This window comes from Curtobacterium phoenicis (assembly GCF_047238015.1).
Classification (GTDB): Bacteria; Actinomycetota; Actinomycetes; order Actinomycetales; family Microbacteriaceae; genus Curtobacterium.
In genome coordinates this window covers 874,277-890,598 of sequence record NZ_JBDFLZ010000002.1, presented here as the reverse complement: position 1 = coordinate 890,598, position 16,322 = coordinate 874,277, and the positions used below count along the sequence as shown (strand labels likewise).

The following is a 16,322-nucleotide window of genomic DNA, read 5'->3' as shown; positions in this document are numbered from 1 at the left end:
AGAGGTTGACGTTGCGTCAACCACAACCCTTCCGGTCGTCTCAGGATCGCCCGGTGTGCCCGGAGGTGGAATACGAGGCGGCCCGGTCATGTTGACTCCGGGTCCGAAATGAGTAGGTTTGCCGCTCGTGACGAACGAGATCCGGTCGCTGAAGGCGCGACTGATCGGGGATCCCCTCCCCTCCGAGAAGCTCGAGGGACAGCTCCTCCCGAAGCACCTGGCGCTGCCGATCTTCGCGAGCGACCCGCTCTCCTCCGTGGCGTACGCGCCGCAGGAGCTCCTCATGATCCTCCTGCTCGGCGGCATGGCGTTCCTGACCTTCGCGCCGTGGGTGGCCGCACTCGTCGTGCTCCTCCTCGTGGTGGTCGTCGCCTCCTACCGGCAGCTCATCAAGGCCTACCCGTCCGGCGGCGGCGACTACGAGGTGGCCCACCGGAACCTCGGCGAGAAGGCCGGCCTCGTCGTCGCGAGCGCGCTGCTCGTCGACTACGTGATGACCGTGGCCGTGTCGGTGGCCTCCGGTGTGGACAACATCATCTCGGCACTGCCGTTCCTCAACGAGTTCCGCGTCGAGCTCGCGCTGCTGTTCGTCGTGCTGCTCGCGGCCGTGAACCTCCGCGGCGTCCGCGAGTCGAGCAAGGCCTTCGCGATCCCGACGTACCTGTTCGTCGCGTCGGTGTTCGTCATGGTCGTCACCGGGCTCGTGCGCGTCGCCGTCGGGGACGCCCCTGTCGCGGAGTCGGCGCAGTACACCGTGCAGAACGTCGAGCACACCACGCAGGCCGCGTTCGTGCTGCTGCTCCTCCGCGCCTTCGCGTCCGGCTGCTCGGCCCTCACCGGTGTGGAGGCGATCGCGAACGGCGTGCAGGCCTTCCGCCGACCGAAGATCCGGAACGCCCAGAAGACCCTCGTCGCGATGGGCGGCATCGCGATCGTCCTGTTCGTCGGGCTCATCACGCTCGCCCTCGTGGCCCGCGTGCACTACGCCGAACGCGCCTGCGACCTGCAGGGCTTCGCCGACTGCGCGACCACGCCGCAGCGCTCGCTCATCGCCCAGATCGCCGCCGCGACCTTCGGGGACGGCTCGGTGCTGTTCTTCGTCGTCCAGGCGACCACGGCCGCGGTCCTGCTCCTCGCGGCGAACACCGCGTTCAACGGGTTCCCGTTGCTCGGCTCGATCCTCGCGCGTGACTCGTACGCGCCCAAGGCACTCTCGACGCGCGGCGACCGCCTGATCTACTCCAACGGCGTCATCGTGCTGGCACTCGTCGCCGCGGCGCTCCTCGTGGTCTACCGGGCCAACGTCACGAGCCTCATCCAGCTCTACATCATCGGCGTGTTCGTCTCGTTCACCCTGGGGCAGACCGGCATGGTCGTGCACTGGACCCGCCTGCTCCGACAGGACCGGGCGGGGACGGCCCCGGAACCGGTCAACCGCGGCCAGGTCGTGCGCTCACGGCTCATCAACACGATCGGCGCGAGCTTCACCTTCGTCGTGCTCGTCATCGTGACGATCACGAAGTTCACGCACGGCGCCTGGCTCGTGTTCGTGATCATGCCCCTGCTGTTCGTCCTCATGCTCGGCGTGAACCGGTACTACCGCGATGTGTCGCACGAGATCGAGGCCGACGAGGAGACCGAGTTCGGCGCGACCGGCGACCACGCGATCGTGCTCGTCAACAAGCTGCAGAAGCCCGTGCTCAAGGCCCTCGACTACGCCATCGCCGCGAAGCACGCGAGCTTCGAGGCGGTGCACGTCGCGATCGACGACGCCGAGGCCGCGCGGCTCCGCGACCAGTGGGCCGACCACGGCATCGAGGTCCCGCTCACGATCGTGCCGAGTCCGTACCGCGACATCTCGATGCCGCTCATCAAGTACATCAAGGCCCACCGCGCCGAGCACGGCTCCGAGGTGGTCACCGTGTACACCCCGGTGTTCGTCGTCGGGCACTGGTGGGAGAACCTGCTCCACAACCACCGCGGCCGCCGCATCCGGAAGAAGCTCCTGCTCGTGCACGGCGTCACGGTCGCGCTCGTGCCGTGGTTGCTCGACTCGTCCGAGCTGCTCTACGGCCGCCGCTCGCGCCCGCTGCCCGGCCAGGAGCGTCGCGGCGAACCGGTCCGGCCGCCCCTCCGCCGTTCGCCGCACGGGGTCTTCCGGTCCGAGGGCAGCGAGGAGGACCGCCTGCTCCGCTCCGACCAGCGGAACAGCCTCGCACCGCGTGGTGATGCCCGGCCACGTCGAGCGACCCGACCGGCCGGACCCGCCGAGGGCGTGGACCCGGCACGCTGCACCGGCGAACTCCGGACCCTGGTCGCCTCCCCTCCTTCGGCGCGCACGCCCGCCTCACCGTCCGACCCCGACCGCTCGTGACACCGCGTGACGGTGCCCGGTCGTACGATGTGACGCCATGACCCCGACCGACCTCCGCGCCTTCGCGACGTTCGACGCGCACGGCGGCAAGGTGTCGAAGCGCGTCGAGGTGCTCGACCACGAGCCGCCAGCCGGCAGCCCGCTCGAGGGCCTGGTCGCCGTCCGCGGGGAGCACCCCCTCGGTGCGGTCGACGAACGCGCCGCCGACGACTCCGCTGCGCTCTCGCGCGGCGAGCCGGCCATCGGTTGGGTCGACCCGGCCACCCTCCGCGACTGGTACCGCCCGGACCGCGTCGTGATCACCCGCCTCGAGGCACGCCGGTCCGGCATCGTCCCGGGTCTGTACGCCGATTCGCGTGGGCGCGGCCGGGTGCGGATCGACAGCCGGGAGGCACTGCTCGCTCCCGACGGCCGGCCCGCCTTCCGCGCGCTGGCCGGCCCCGACGACGCTCCGGTCGTCGACGTCCCGCTCCCGAAGGACCAGGCGGTCCGACTCGTGGCGGTGACCGCGGTCCCGGAGGGGCTCGAACTCGTCACGACCCCGGTGTCGCCCTTCCTGTCACCCGGCCGGTACGCCGCGTACGCGGCCGACGTGCCCGGTCTGCCGCCGCGGCCGTCGACGGGGACCGAGCGGGTGACCGCGTCGGTGCTGCTCGACGGCGCACTGCACGTGGTGGACCGGATCGACGAGCGCGCAGCGACGATGTGGATCGAGCGCGACGGTTCGGTGGTGCCGATCGCGCTGAGCGGGATCGGTCCCGACCTCGTGCGGTACGCCGTCGTCGCCTGACAGCCGGTCCTGCCGCCGCTGACGTCCCGCCGCGGCTCCCCGGCCCGCCGCGACCGTCCGGCCCGCCGCGGCTGTCCGGGGGACGCCGCACCGGGGTGCCCGTCGGGGGTCCGGCGTAGCGTCCGCTGCATGAGCGATGCAGACCAGACCGACCACACCGGCGAGACGCTGGGTGGGCCGCGCCCCGATCCCTCGACGACCGCGAGCAAGGACCCCGAGGACTGGGTGACCGGAGACGAACCGATGACCGGCCCGCAGCGGAGCTACCTCGACACCCTGGCGCGCGAGGCCGGCGAGGAACTCCCCGCCGACCTCACCAAGGCCGAGGCGTCCGAGCACATCGAGCGACTGCAGGCGCAGACCGGCCGAGGGTCCGACACCGCTTCCTGAGCCGGGGTCCATCGAACGGCGGACCGCTGTCTGGGCATGTCCTGGCGATGCCCTGGCGAACTGCGTCGAGACCCTCGTCCGGGGGTACTCGGTGACGCGTCACCCGCTACCTTCTCGGGCATGCGAACGACATCGACCTCGATCGGCCTCACCGTGCTCCGCGTCGTCCTCGGCGTGGTGTTCATCGCCCACGGCGCACAGAAGTTCGCCCAGGGCATCCCGAACGTCACCCGGGGCTTCGCGGGCATGGGGGTCCCGCTCGCCGACGTCGCGGCGCCGCTCGTCGCGGGGCTGGAACTCGTCGGCGGGGTGTTCCTCGTCCTCGGCGTCGCGACCCGCGTCGTCGGGGTGCTCCTGGCGGTCGACATGGTGGTCGCGGGCCTGCTCGCCCACTCCTCGGCCGGCTTCTTCTCGCAGGACGGCGGCTTCGAGTACGTCCTCGTCCTCGCCGTCGGGTCCCTCGCCGTCGCCCTGACCGGCCCCGGCCGGTTCTCGCTCGACGCGCTCCTGCTCCTCGCCGCCCGGCGGCGACGCGGCGTCGACGAACCGCTGCCCGCCTGACCCGGCGTCCCCGACGCGACCACGGACGCACGGGAGGACGGCGCGCGACCCGCACCGCGCCTCCCGTCCGTCCGCTCGTCGAGCCGGCGACACGCCGACCGCGCCGTCAGGCGGCGCCGGCGAGCACGTCCACGACCTGCCGGGCGATGCGACGGCCGGCGCGGTTCGCCCCGATCGTCGACGCCTGCGGGCCGTAGCCGGCGAGGAACAGGCGCGGCTCGTCCTCCGAACGGCCGTCCGCCACGACGATCCCGCCCTCCGCGGTGCGCAACCGCAGTGGGGCGAGGTGCCGGAGGTCGGCACGGAAGCCCGTCGCCCACAGGACGGCGTCGGCGTGCACGTGCTCGCCGTCGGCGGTCACGACCCCCGTCCTGTCGAGCCGAGCGAACATCGGCGAGGCCACGAGCGTGCCGCGGTCGATGCCCGCTCGGATGCGCCGCGTCACCGGGATGCCGGTGCCGCTGACGATGCTCGGCAAGACGCGACCGGCCCGAGCAGCGCGATCCTGCTCGTCGACCGCGGCGACGGCGGACTCGAGGTCGAGCGACGCCGAGTCCGACCAGACGACGGGACGCCGCGTGAACCACCGGGTGGACCGCGCAACGCCGTCGAGTTCGAGGAGGAACCCGATCGCACTCGTCCCGCCGCCGACCACGACGACGTCCTGCCCGGCGAACTCCGACGCGCTCCGGTACTCCGTCGTGTCGAGCTGCCGGCCGGTGAAGACGTCGCGCCCCGGGTACCACGGCACGAACGGGGTGCCCCACGTGCCCGAGGCATTGACGACGACCTCGGAGCGGATCCGGCTCGTCCGTCCGTCCGGGGTCTGCACGGTCGTACAGAGCCGGTCGGAGCCCTCGATCCGGGTGACCGACGTGACCGTCACCGGGCGACGGACGCGCAGGTCGTAGTGCTGCTCGAAGCGCCGGTAGTACTCGGCGACGACGTCCCGCGCGGGTCGGGCGCGGTCCGCGTCCTCGAAGGTGAGGCCCATCGCCCGCATCCCCGGCAGGTCGTGGACCCGGTGCGCCGCGCCGAGCCGCAGGGCCTCCCACCGGTACTGCCACGCGCCGCCGGTGTCCGGGCCACGGTCGAGGACGACGAGCTCCGAGCCCGGCGCGAGCCCGAGGCGGCGCAGGTGGTGGGCGACCGAGAGCCCGGCCTGACCCGCGCCGATGACGACGACACGCGCGTCCTGGTCCGGGGCGGGGTTCGTGGCGTCGCTCATCACATCCGATTCTGCTGTGTCCACCGTGCTCGGGGCGACTTCCAGATCGGGGTACATGGTAGAGTGATCGGCAGATTTCAAACCACGAACCGTCCGATTCCCCGGGTGTCCAATCGCACCCGCCAGGATCGGACCAGAGCCGATCACGAGGGGGTCACGCATGGGGCGCGGCCGTCAGAAGGCAAAGCACACCAAGGTCGCCCGGGAGCTGAAGTACTTCAGCCCGGAGACGAACTACGGTGCGCTCGAACGCGAGCTCTCCGCCGGGCAGCACTCGGACGAGAACTCCTACGTCGACCGCTGGGCTGACCAGTACGGTGACGACGAGGACGACCTCGAGCTCGAGCAACACGAGGACCAGAACAAGTCCGCCTGAGCCCCGCTCCTGTGTGACACGCCGCTCACCCTCGGGTGTGCGGCGTTTCCGTGTGCGGTGCTCGTCCGCTCAGGTTCCAAGATTCGCGAACCTCGCGCCGGCGAGGGCACCGTCGTGGAACCCCGACGTCCACCACACGGGGTGTCGTGGAACCTGGGCGTAGCTGCGCCCCCGCTCCCCGTCCCACCGAGCTGCCGGAGTCGCAGGACTCGTCGCGAACGCCGCGTGCGTCGCGCCAGGGTCACGACTCGCCACGTGCATCGCGTCGAGGTCCCACGACTCGCCGCGTCCATCGCGTCGAGGTTCCGTGGACCGTGCCTGGGGCGGCCGACGTGCCAGGATTCCGGCATCTCGACGATGCCCGCCCGCGCGCGTCACCAGCCTGACGAACGCGCGCCGCGACCGCACCCGAGCGCGTCAGGCGGCGTAGGACCCCACCAGGCGCACGGCCCCGCCGTCGACACCCTTCGCGCCCTGCTCGAAGCCGGTGAGGTCCTCGCGCGCCGCGGTCGAGATCGTCCCGACCGCCCACGACGGCAGACCGGCGGCACCGAGCGAGGCGATGACGTCCGATGCCGCCCCGGCCGACACCACGGCGAACATCCCGATGCCGAGGTTCCAGGTGCCCTCGGTGTCCTCGAGCGGCGTCCCCGCCATCGAGGACAGGACACGGAACACGGGCAGTGGGGACCACGTCGAACGGTCGACCTCGACCCAGGAGCCGACCGGCAGCACGCGGGCCAGGTTCGCGGCGATGCCCCCACCGGTGACGTGCGAGAGCGAGTGCACCGCGCCGGGGTGCGCCGACAGCAGGGACAGCAGCGGGGTCGTGTAGAGGCGGGTCGGCTCGAGCAGGGCCTCGCCGACGGACACCCCGGCGCCGAACTCCGGCAGCTGGTCGGTGTACTGCACGCCCTTCGTGGAGAGGATGTGCCGGACGAGCGAGTAGCCGTTCGAGTGGAGCCCCGACGATGCGATCGCCACGACGACGTCGCCGTCCTCGACGAGGTGGGCGCCGAGCTGGGCGCCGGCCTCGACCACGCCGGTCGCCGCGCCCGCGACGTCGTAGTCGTCCGGACCGAGGAGCCCCGGGTGCTCCGCCGTCTCGCCGCCGACGAGGGCGGTCCCGGTCTCCGAGCAGCCGCGGGCGATCCCGGCGACGATGTCCGCGATCCGGTTCGGCACGACCCGGCCGCACGCGATGTAGTCCGTCATGAAGAGCGGCTTCGCGCCCACCACGACGATGTCGTCGACGACCATGCCGACGAGGTCCTGCCCGATGGTGTCGTGCTTGTCGATCGCCTGCGCGATGGCGACCTTCGTGCCCACACCGTCCGTCGAGGTCGCGAGCAGCGGTCGTTCGAAGTCCTTCAGGAACGAGACGTCGTAGAGCCCGGCGAACCCGCCGACACCGCCGAGCACCGACGCGTTGTGCGTGGCCGACACCGCCGACTTCATGAGTTCGACCGCGAGGTCTCCGGCTGCTGTGTCGACGCCGGCCTCGGCGTAGGGGTTCGTCATGCGTCGTCCTCCGCGGGGCATGGCAGACTTGTTCGGTCCCCCCGATTCTACGGTCTGGAGCACACCGCGAATGTGCGGCATCGTCGGGCTCGTCGCCCAGAGTCCTGCCAACCAATCCATCTACGACGCTCTGCTCCTCCTGCAGCACCGAGGACAGGACTCGACCGGCATCGCCACGGTCGAGGGTCACATCCACCACATGCACAAGACGCGTGGCCACGTGCGGGAGGCCTTCCGCACGCGTGACATGCGGTCCCTGCTCGGCACGATGGGTCTCGGCCACGTGCGCTACGCCACGAAGGGCGCCGCGAGCAACGAGGAAGAGGCGCAGCCCTTCTACGTGAACGCGCCGTACGGCATCGTCCTCGTGCACAACGGCAACCTGACGAACACGCGCGAGCTCACCCGCGAGCTGTTCGACATCGACCGCCGGCACCTCAACACGAGCTCCGACACCGAGCTCCTCGTGAACGTCCTCGCACACGAGCTCCAGGGCCAGGTCCGCGGGAAGGACCTCGACCCCGGTCAGGTGTTCGACGCCGTCGAGCGCGTGCACGAGCGCGTCGAGGGCTCCTACGCCGCGATCGCGACCATCGCCGGTCACGGCCTGCTCGCCTTCCGCGACCCGTTCGGCATCCGCCCGCTCATCCTCGGGCACAAGTTCGACGAGGCCGGTCAGCCGGAGTGGGTCGTCGCGTCCGAGTCGCTCGTCCTCGAGTCCGGCGGCTACGAGATCGTCCGCGACATCGCCCCCGGCGAGGCCGTGTTCATCGAGATGAACGGCCAGATGCACGCGCGACAGTGCGCGAAGAACCCGCGGCTCGTGCCGTGCTCGTTCGAGTACGTCTACCTCGCCCGGCCCGACTCGGTCATGAACGGCATCTCGGTGTACGACGCCCGGCTCCGGCTCGGCAACCGCCTGGCCGACACGATCGAGCAGTACGCGCCGACGGGGAACATCGACGTCGTGATGCCGATCCCGGACTCCTCGCGTCCCGCGGCGATGCAGGTCGCGCAGAAGCTCGGCATCGAGTACCGCGAGGGCTTCTACAAGAACCGGTACGTCGGCCGGACCTTCATCATGCCCGGGCAGGCGGAGCGCAAGCGGTCGGTCCGCCAGAAGCTCAACGCCATGTCGTCGGAGTTCAAGGGCAAGAACATCCTCATCGTCGACGACTCGATCGTGCGCGGCACGACGAGCAGGGAGATCGTGGAGATGGCCCGCGCAGCCGGCGCGAACGAGGTCACCTTCACGAGCGCGGCCCCGCCTGTCCGCTTCCCGCACGTCTACGGCATCAACATGCCGACGCGCGCGGAGCTCATCGCGCACGACCGGAAGATCCCGGAGATCAACCGCGTGCTCGGCAGCGACCACCTGATCTACCAGGAGATCGCGGACATGCGCGACGCGATCATCGAGGGTTCGGACGTCACCGACCTCGAGATGAGCTGCTTCACCGGCGAGTACGTCACGGGCACCGTCAGCCCCGAGTACCTCTCCTGGGTCGAGGCCAACCAGCTCAGCTAGGTCCGGTCGCCCAGGGCGACCGACAGACGGACGGGAGGCCCGTGGCGACACCGCCACGGGCCTCCCGTCCGGACAGGGTCGCGTCAGCGACCGGCGACGTCGTCGCCGTGGTCCTCGACCTCGCCGTCGACCGTCTCCGGTGCGGGTTCGACGTCCACGCGCTCGGCGGTCAGCGCTGCCGAGCGACGCGCGAACACGCGGTCCAGCACGACGGCGACCACGGCGCCGACGAATGCGCCGATCGTCACCCCCCACAGCGAGAAGTACCCCACCAGCGAGCCGAAGCTCGCCGTCTCCTGCTGGTCCCCACGGTCGAGGTTCATCGTCGCGGACACGACGACCAGCGTGACGAGGAAGCCGAGCACCGCGCCGCCGAGGATGAACACGCCGAACTTCGGCGCTCGTCGGATCGTGACCTCGTCAGGGGTCGAGACGGCGTTCGGGGCCGGTCGTTCTTCGGGTCCGTCAGTGGTGCTCACCAGGCCATTGTCCCCCACTGTGGGACGTGCTCCGGCCTGTGCGCGAGGGTCGATCCGGTGCAGGATGGTCCCCACCGGTCGCGCCCTGACGACGGGTGGGGGGAGGAACGGAGGTGACACGCATGCGCGGACGCACCGAGCGTGGTCACCGGTCCGGTCCCCACCGTCGCCCGCCTGCGCGCATCGCCTGGCCGATCGCCCGGAGGCAGGAGGAGGACCGCGCGGTCGCGGTGGTCGCCGAGCACCGGTGGAGCGTCGCACTCGTCGGCGCTCCCGGCCTCGGGAAGACCACCGCTGCCGAGCGGATCACCGACCGGGTCGTCGGGCGCGACGGCGCCGGACGGACCTTCGTCGTGCCGATCACGGCGGTCGAAGCCGCTCGGTCGATGCCCTTCGACGCGGTCACCGGACACTTCGGCGAACTCCCGACCACCTTCGCGGAACTCGCCGACGAGCACCAGGCGGCCGAGCGGCTCCGGTCGCTCGGCGGTGCGGACCGCGACGTGCTGCTCCGGGTCGACGACGCAGACCACCTCGACGCCATCTCGGCCCGGTACGTGGCGTGGCTCGTCCGGCACCAGGGCGCCCGGCTCGTGCTGACCTGCCGGGACTTCACCGCGCTTCCAGGACCCCTGCGGGCGCTGTGGCAGGACGACCTGCTCGAACGCATCGACCTCCAGCCCCTCGACCTCCACGAGACCGCGAACCTCATCGCGACCGCGCTCGGCGCCCCGTTGGAGAACGCCTCCGCGGAACGCGTGCACCGTGCGACCGCGGGCAACCCGCTCTACGTCCGCGAGGTCGTCCGCGCCGCACTGGCCTCCGGAGCGCTCGAGCAGACCGCGTCGGGGTGGTACTGGCGCGGCCGGGTCACCGCGTCCAACAGCCTCGCCGACATGTACCGCACGGAGCTCGGCGCGCTGCCCGAGGACCTCCGCGACGTCGTGGACATCGTCGCGCTCGCCGACCCGATCCCGCTCCCCCGGCTGCTCGCACTCGTCGCCGGCGGCGACATCGACCGGGTCGTGGCGCTCGGCCTCGTGCGGATGGACTCCACCGAGGACGGCACCGCGGTGGTACGGCCGTCACACCCCCTCGTCGGCGAGGTCGTCCGCGCCCTCGTGCCGGTCGCCCGTCGCACGCAGCTCTTCGCGCGCGCCAACGCGTTCCGGACCGACCGTCCGGAGGGCGCCCCGCCGTCTGCTCGGCTCCGCGCCGCGCTGTGGTCGCTCGAGTGCGGGGTGCTGCCCGCCACGGAGGCCCTGCTCGACGCCGCGCAGGTCGCCGTCCGGCTGCAGGAGCTCGAGAGTGCCGTCGCCCTGACCTCGGCGGCGTTGCGGACGTCGCTGACGTGCACCGAGCGGATCGCCGCCCACGTGCTGCGGTCCCTCGCACACTCGTACAGCACGGGTCGCGAGGCCGGTCGCGCCGATGCCGAAGCGGCGTGGGGGATCGCCCGGGAGTCGGACGACGTCGACGACGCCGCGGTCATCGAGGCGTGCGAGACGCTCGCGAACATCCGGCAGTTCCACGACGACGACGTCGACGCCGCCGTGGCGCTCACCGACGCCGCCGTCGGACTCGTCGGCCCCGAGGCCGCGGGACGGCTCCGGTTGCTCCGGCTCGCACACCTCGGCTGGGGCGGCCGGTTCACCGAGGTGCGGGACGAGGTCGAGGCGAGCGGCGTCGTGCACGCCCCGACCGTGCCGTTCGGGTTCCTCTGCCTGGCTCCCTGCGCCGTGATGGCCCTCGCCACCGCCGGGCGGCTCGACGACGCGGTCGCGCTCGCCCGCAAGTGCCTGCAGACCGCCGTGGTGAACCTCGAGGACGCACCGTGGAGCGTCGGTGAGATCGTGTCCGTGCTGCACCAGGTGCAGGTCTGGCGCGGGGACATCGCCGACCTGCTCACGGAGGTGCCGGTCCGACGGTCGAGCCCGTACCTCATGTACGACTTCACGCTGGAGCTCATCGGCGACGGCAACCTCGCGATCGGGCAGCGGCGGTGGGACGACGCGATCGCCGCGTTCTCGGCGGCGTGCGAGCGCTACGACGTCGCGGACCACGGCGGCTTCGCGGCGTACCCGTGGGCCCGGCTCGCCATGGCCTTCGCCTACGCGGGGCGTCTCGAGGAGGCGGCGGTCGCGCTGGACCGCGCGCGGGCGACGCCCCTGCGCGCCATGCGGATCACGGGCGAACAGGTGGCCGTGTCGATCGCGTGGACGGAGTGGCTCCTCGGCAACCCCGAGGGTCAGCGACACATGGACGAGGTCATCGAGCGGTCGACCGCGTCGGGGTCGTGGACGCACGTCATGTACGGCCAGACGCTCCACTACGCCAACGACCTGCAGGCCGGTCGGGAGGACGGACCGTCGGCGGATCGTCTCCGCGCCGCCGCCCAGCGCGTGGACGGGCCCCTCGCCGCCGCGATCGTCGAGTACCTCGACGCCGTGCGGGCCCGGGACCGACCACGGGTCATCGTCGCGCAGGGTGGCCTCGCCGCACACGGGATGTCCGTCACCGCCGGACACACGAAACCGCCGCTGACGAACCGCGAGTACGAGGTCGCGAAGCTCGCGGCCGAGGGGCTCAGCAACCGACGCATCGCGGAGACGCTCGGGCTGTCGGTCCGGACGATCGACGCCCACCTCTCGCGGGTGTTCCAGAAGTGGGAACTGCACGCGCGGACCGAGCTCGCCGAGCTGCTCTGAGCTGCTCCGGACCTCTGGACACGTCACTCCGGACGTCCGGACACCGCAATCTCCGTTGCGGGATGCAGCACGACGCGCCGGATGATTGACACAGCGAGCCGGAAATCGCGTAACGTGTGGCGTGTCGCCGGGTTCGGACCCGTTCGGGTCGGGTCCGAATCCCGGCGACTTCCACGATAGGCAACCGGTTGCGTGGGGCGCATCGGTAGGACCTACCTAATTCGGTTCGTCAGACGAGCGACCGCCCGACCGTCGGTCCGCGTCCGCGCGTCAGGCAATGAGTCGGACCGGCAGGAAGTCGGTCAGGTCCGCCCGCGATCCCGAGGCGCTGACCCGTGCGGCGTCGACCGCGTCCTCCCAACTCAGCGTGCCGGTGGCGAGTGCGATCCAGGTCGCGGCGTCGGTCTCCACGACGTTCGGCGGGGTGCCACGGGTGTGCCTCGGTCCGGGGATCGCCTGCACTGCCGCGAACGGCGGGACGCGGACCTCGACGCTGTTGCCCGGGACGTCCTCCGCGAGGCGCTGGAGCGTCCACCGGACCGCGGTCGCGACGTCGGTGCGCTGCGTGCTGCCCCCGACCACCGCGGCGAGCGCACGTCGTCCGTCCTCGTCGTCGATCGTCCTGCGGGCCATGTCCACAGGCTAGCGACGCCGATCGCAACGCGGGACCAGCGCTCGGTAGGCTGGCCGGGTGCGAATCCTCGTCCTCGGTTCCGGTGCCCGCGAGCACGCCATCGTCACGGCCCTCCTCGCGGAGCAGGCAGGGCACGTCATCACGGTCGCGCCGGGCAACGCCGGCATCGCCGCCGACGTCGAGACCGTGTCGCTCGACCCGACCAACGGCGCACTCGTCGCCGAGTACGCGATCGAGAACGACGTCGAACTGGTCGTCGTCGGTCCCGAGGCGCCGCTGATCGCCGGCGTCGCGGACCCCGTCCGGACCCGCGGCATCCCGGTGTTCGGTCCGGGGAAGGCCGCGGCACAGCTCGAGGGTTCCAAGGCGTTCGCGAAGCGGATCATGGCCGAGGCAGGGGTCCCGACGGGGCGTCCCGTGTACGCGGGCACGGTGGACGAAGCCGTGGCTGCACTCGACGAGCTGGGCGCGCCGTACGTGGTCAAGGCTGACGGACTCGCGGCCGGCAAGGGCGTCCTCGTGACGGAGGACCGGCAGGCCGCGGTCGAGCACGCGACGTACTGGCTCCAGCACGGCCACGTCGTGGTCGAGGAGTTCCTCGACGGCGAAGAGGTCTCGCTGTTCTTCCTCAGCGACGGGCACGACGTCCGGGCGCTCAGCCCCGCACAGGACTACAAACGCCTCGGCGACGGCGACACCGGCCCGAACACCGGCGGCATGGGCGCCTACTCGCCCCTGCCCTGGCTCGCCGACCGCTGGGCCTCCGAGGACGCCTTCGTGGCCGAGGTCACCGACCTGGTCGCCCTGCCGACGGTCCGGCGGCTCGAGCACGAGGGCACGCCGTTCGTCGGTCTGCTGTACTGCGGCCTCATCGTCACCGAGCAGGGCGTGCGCGTCATCGAGTTCAACGCCCGCTTCGGCGACCCGGAGACCCAGGTCGTGCTCCCCCGTCTCGCGACCCCGCTGAGCGGCCTCATGCTCGCTGCGGCGACCGGTCGGCTCGGATCGGTGCCCGCGCCGGAGTTCCGTGCCGACGCCGCGGTGACCGTGGTCCTCGCGAGCGAGGGCTACCCGGAGAACCCGCACACCGGTCGTCGGATCACCGGGATCGACGCCGCGAACGCGCGACCGGGCGTCTCGGTCGCCCACGCCGCGACCGGACTGCTGGACGGTGAGCTCGTCGCGACCGGCGGGCGTGTGCTGAGCGTCGTCGCGACCGGTGCCGACTTCGCCGAGGCGCGTGAACGCGCGTACGCAGGCCTGCACGACATCTCGCTCGAGGGTGCGCAGTACCGCACGGACATCGCCGCGAAGGTCGCCCGGTGAGCGCCCCGGTCGTCGAGGGCTGGCAGCACGTCGCCTCCGGCAAGGTCCGCGAACTCTACGTCCCCACCGGCGCAGAGGGGGTCGCGGACGCGTCCGAACTGCTCCTCGTGGCGTCCGACCGCGTCAGCGCGTACGACTTCGCGCTCGAGCCGCCGATCCCGGGCAAGGGTGAGCTGCTGACGCGCCTGTCCCGCTTCTGGTTCGACCGGCTGTCCGACGTCCCCAACCACCTCCTGCCCGCGTCCGCCGGCGGGACCCCGGTGCCGGCCGAGGTCGCGTCGCGGTCCATGCACGTGATGCCGCTGACGATGTTCCCGGTCGAGTGCGTGGTGCGTGGGTACCTCGTCGGCAGCGGCTGGGCGGAGTACCAGGAGACCGGCAGTGTCTGCGGCGTGGCACTCCCGTCCGGCCTGTCGAACGGGGACCGCCTCCCCGAGCCGATCTACACCCCCGCGTACAAGGCGCCGCAGGGCGAGCACGACGAGAACATCTCGTTCGAGCAGACCGCCGAGCTCATCGGGCAGCAGGACGCCGAGACCCTCCGCGACCAGTCACTCCGCGTCTACGCCGAGGCAGCGGCGATCGCGCTCGAGCACGGTGTCGTCATCGCCGACACGAAGTTCGAGTTCGGCCGTGACGCCGACGGCGTGGTCCGGATCGCGGACGAGGTCCTGACGAGCGACTCCAGCCGGTACTGGGACGCCCGCGGCGCGAACCGGACGGAGTCGTTCGACAAGCAGATCGTGCGCGATTGGCTCAGCGCGAACTGGGACCGCCAGGGCACGCCGCCGGTGCTCCCAGACGAGATCGTCGAGCGGACGGCCGCCCGCTACCGCGAGCTCATCGACCGCCTCGGCGCCTGACGCGACCCGACGCGACGCGACGCGAGGCGAGGCGTCCCGACGTGACGCGTCCCGACACGGCGCGAGGCGTCCCGACGTGACGCGTCCCGACACGGCGCGACGCATCCCGACGCGCCGCGTCTCGACACGCGATGCGCGCGATCCGACCCCTCGCAACACGTCGCGACGCGTCCCGGGACGCTGCGCGCCGCGTCAGGCGTCGCGCGCGACGACCACGACCGTCAGGTCGTCACCCGGGTCGTGTTCGACCGACCGTGCACGGACCCTGCCGAGGAACTCGTCGACGTCCGCCGCGCCGCGGTAGAGCTCGCCGATCCGCGACAGCGACGCGAGTGTCGAGTCCCACAGTTCGAGCGCGCCGTCGCTCACCAGGACGAGGACGTCCCCGACGCCGAGGTCGAGCGCCCCCGTGGTGCGGGCGAGCCCGGCGGGGTGCAGGCCGAGGGGCAGGTCGAACGAGCGGAGCACCTCCTCGGAACCGTCCGCGCGGAGGTGCAGGACGAGTCCGTGTCCGGCGTCCACGAAGTCGAGGTGCCCGGTCGACGGCTCGAGCCGGCCGTGGAAGAGCGTGGCGAAGGACTCGGCGCGGCTGAGCTCGGGGGCGACCTGCGCTTCGAGCCCGGCGACCGCGGTGTCCGGTCGTTCGTCGCCGCGGGCGAGGAGTGCACCGCGGATGTTCGCCGCGAGGAGTCCTGCCGACATGCCCTTGCCCATGACGTCGGCGAGGGTGACCACGAGACCGTCGCCCGAACGGTGCCACTCGTGCAGGTCTCCGGAGACGACGCCGTGCGGCACGCTCATGCCGGCGACCCGGTACCCCGGGACCGTGACCCCGCTCGGCTCGAGACCGGCCAGGACGGCACGCAGGCGGTCCTCGTCGGCACCGGCCGCGAGCTCACGCTCCGCCCACACCCCGAGTTCCTCGAGCAGCGCCAGGTCGTCGTCGCTGATCGTGCGCGGCGCCTGGTCGACGAGGCACAGCGTCCCGACCTTCACGTCGTCGTCCCCGAGCCGGAGCGGGACGCCGGCGTAGAAGCGGACGTTCGGGTCGTCGACCACCATGGGCACGTCGGCGTAGCGCGCGTCGGCGGTGGCGTCCTCGACGACCACCGGTCCGGCTTCACCGAGGGTCCGACCGCAGAAGGTGTCCTGCAGCGGGATCGTCGGCCCGAACCGCTGCTCGCTCTGCTGGGACTTGATCACCAGCACGGAGTCACCCGCGAGGTTGAGGAACGCCCCGGTGACGTCGAAGGCCTCGCGGGCGATGCGGGTGATGCGCTCGAACCGCTCCTCGGGGCCGCCCTCGACGACGTCGAGCGCGGCGAGGAGCGCGGCCCTCCGGACGGCCTCCGGGGAGGCGTGGGCGGTCGACGACGAGGTGGTGAGGCTCATGCCGTCAACGGTAACCCTGCGCACGACCACCGGTGCGTCCCCACAACGGTGGACAGGACCCCCGTTCGGAGGGTCGGACCGGCCCGCCCGTGACGATTGTCACGGTGACGTCGTGACGGAGCGCAGCGGTGCGGCGTCCCGATCACCGCGAG

The 16,322-nt window shown here is 71.9% G+C and carries 14 protein-coding genes; 9 read left to right on the top strand and 5 right to left on the bottom strand.

The genetic code is table 11. From position 1 onward, the window contains the following. Positions 1–118: 118 nt before the first annotated feature. The 4 genes from ABC270_RS04490 to ABC270_RS04475 all read left to right on the top strand — a co-directional run bounded on the left by ABC270_RS04490 (position 119) and on the right by ABC270_RS04475 (position 4,115). Positions 119–2,374: an APC family permease gene (locus ABC270_RS04490; protein WP_412879705.1), complete on the top strand. Its 2,256-nt coding sequence runs from the start codon at positions 119–121 to the stop codon at positions 2,372–2,374. Between the two features lie 37 nt (positions 2,375–2,411). Continuing rightward, on the top strand, positions 2,412–3,164 hold the full coding sequence (locus ABC270_RS04485) for a hypothetical protein (protein ID WP_412879704.1): 753 nt from the start codon (positions 2,412–2,414) through the stop codon (positions 3,162–3,164). Positions 3,165–3,293: 129 nt separating this feature from the next. Continuing rightward, the gene (locus ABC270_RS04480; protein WP_412879703.1) at positions 3,294–3,554 is read left to right on the top strand and encodes a DUF3072 domain-containing protein; all 261 of its coding nucleotides are present in this window, start codon (positions 3,294–3,296) and stop codon (positions 3,552–3,554) included. A gap of 120 nt (positions 3,555–3,674) precedes the next feature. Next, positions 3,675–4,115, top strand: a complete 441-nt coding sequence (locus ABC270_RS04475) for a DoxX family protein (RefSeq protein ID WP_412879702.1) — start codon at positions 3,675–3,677, stop codon at positions 4,113–4,115. A 106-nt stretch (positions 4,116–4,221) separates the two neighbouring features. Here the strand turns inward: ABC270_RS04475 and ABC270_RS04470 are convergent, their stop codons facing one another. Beyond that, the gene (locus ABC270_RS04470; protein WP_412879701.1) at positions 4,222–5,343 is read right to left on the bottom strand and encodes an NAD(P)-binding domain-containing protein; all 1,122 of its coding nucleotides are present in this window, start codon (positions 5,341–5,343) and stop codon (positions 4,222–4,224) included. Between the two features lie 160 nt (positions 5,344–5,503). On the opposite strand from ABC270_RS04470, the gene ABC270_RS04465 reads away from it, so the two are divergent. Next, positions 5,504–5,719 (top strand): DUF3073 domain-containing protein, encoded by a 216-nt coding sequence (locus ABC270_RS04465; RefSeq protein ID WP_022905133.1) that lies wholly within the window; start codon positions 5,504–5,506, stop codon positions 5,717–5,719. Positions 5,720–6,136: 417 nt separating this feature from the next. Here ABC270_RS04465 and purM read toward each other — a convergent pair whose 3' ends face one another. Further along, positions 6,137–7,240: a phosphoribosylformylglycinamidine cyclo-ligase gene (gene purM / locus ABC270_RS04460; protein ID WP_412879700.1), complete on the bottom strand. Its 1,104-nt coding sequence runs from the start codon at positions 7,238–7,240 to the stop codon at positions 6,137–6,139. Between the two features lie 70 nt (positions 7,241–7,310). Here purM and purF point away from each other — a divergent pair, with 70 nt between their 5' ends. Next, complete coding sequence (gene purF / locus ABC270_RS04455) at positions 7,311–8,768, top strand: amidophosphoribosyltransferase (RefSeq protein WP_402744109.1); 1,458 nt, start codon at positions 7,311–7,313, stop codon at positions 8,766–8,768. A gap of 83 nt (positions 8,769–8,851) precedes the next feature. Here purF and ABC270_RS04450 read toward each other — a convergent pair whose 3' ends face one another. Next, entirely contained in the window at positions 8,852–9,247 is a 396-nt protein-coding gene (locus tag ABC270_RS04450) for a hypothetical protein (RefSeq protein WP_412879699.1), read from the bottom strand. 122 nt (positions 9,248–9,369) lie between these two features. On the opposite strand from ABC270_RS04450, the gene ABC270_RS04445 reads away from it, so the two are divergent. After that, complete coding sequence (locus ABC270_RS04445; RefSeq protein WP_412879698.1) at positions 9,370–11,955, top strand: helix-turn-helix transcriptional regulator; 2,586 nt, start codon at positions 9,370–9,372, stop codon at positions 11,953–11,955. Positions 11,956–12,225: 270 nt separating this feature from the next. Here ABC270_RS04445 and ABC270_RS04440 read toward each other — a convergent pair whose 3' ends face one another. Further along, on the bottom strand, positions 12,226–12,588 hold the full coding sequence (locus ABC270_RS04440) for a sterol carrier family protein (protein ID WP_412879697.1): 363 nt from the start codon (positions 12,586–12,588) through the stop codon (positions 12,226–12,228). A 58-nt stretch (positions 12,589–12,646) separates the two neighbouring features. Here ABC270_RS04440 and purD point away from each other — a divergent pair, with 58 nt between their 5' ends. Continuing rightward, positions 12,647–13,915: a phosphoribosylamine--glycine ligase gene (gene purD / locus ABC270_RS04435; protein ID WP_412879696.1), complete on the top strand. Its 1,269-nt coding sequence runs from the start codon at positions 12,647–12,649 to the stop codon at positions 13,913–13,915. After that, complete coding sequence (locus ABC270_RS04430; protein ID WP_412879695.1) at positions 13,912–14,778, top strand: phosphoribosylaminoimidazolesuccinocarboxamide synthase; 867 nt, start codon at positions 13,912–13,914, stop codon at positions 14,776–14,778. Before purD ends, ABC270_RS04430 begins: the two co-directional genes overlap by 4 nt. Positions 14,779–14,970: 192 nt before the next feature. Here the strand turns inward: ABC270_RS04430 and ABC270_RS04425 are convergent, their stop codons facing one another. Beyond that, positions 14,971–16,170: a PP2C family protein-serine/threonine phosphatase gene (locus tag ABC270_RS04425; protein ID WP_412879694.1), complete on the bottom strand. Its 1,200-nt coding sequence runs from the start codon at positions 16,168–16,170 to the stop codon at positions 14,971–14,973. Positions 16,171–16,322: the final 152 nt, after the last annotated feature.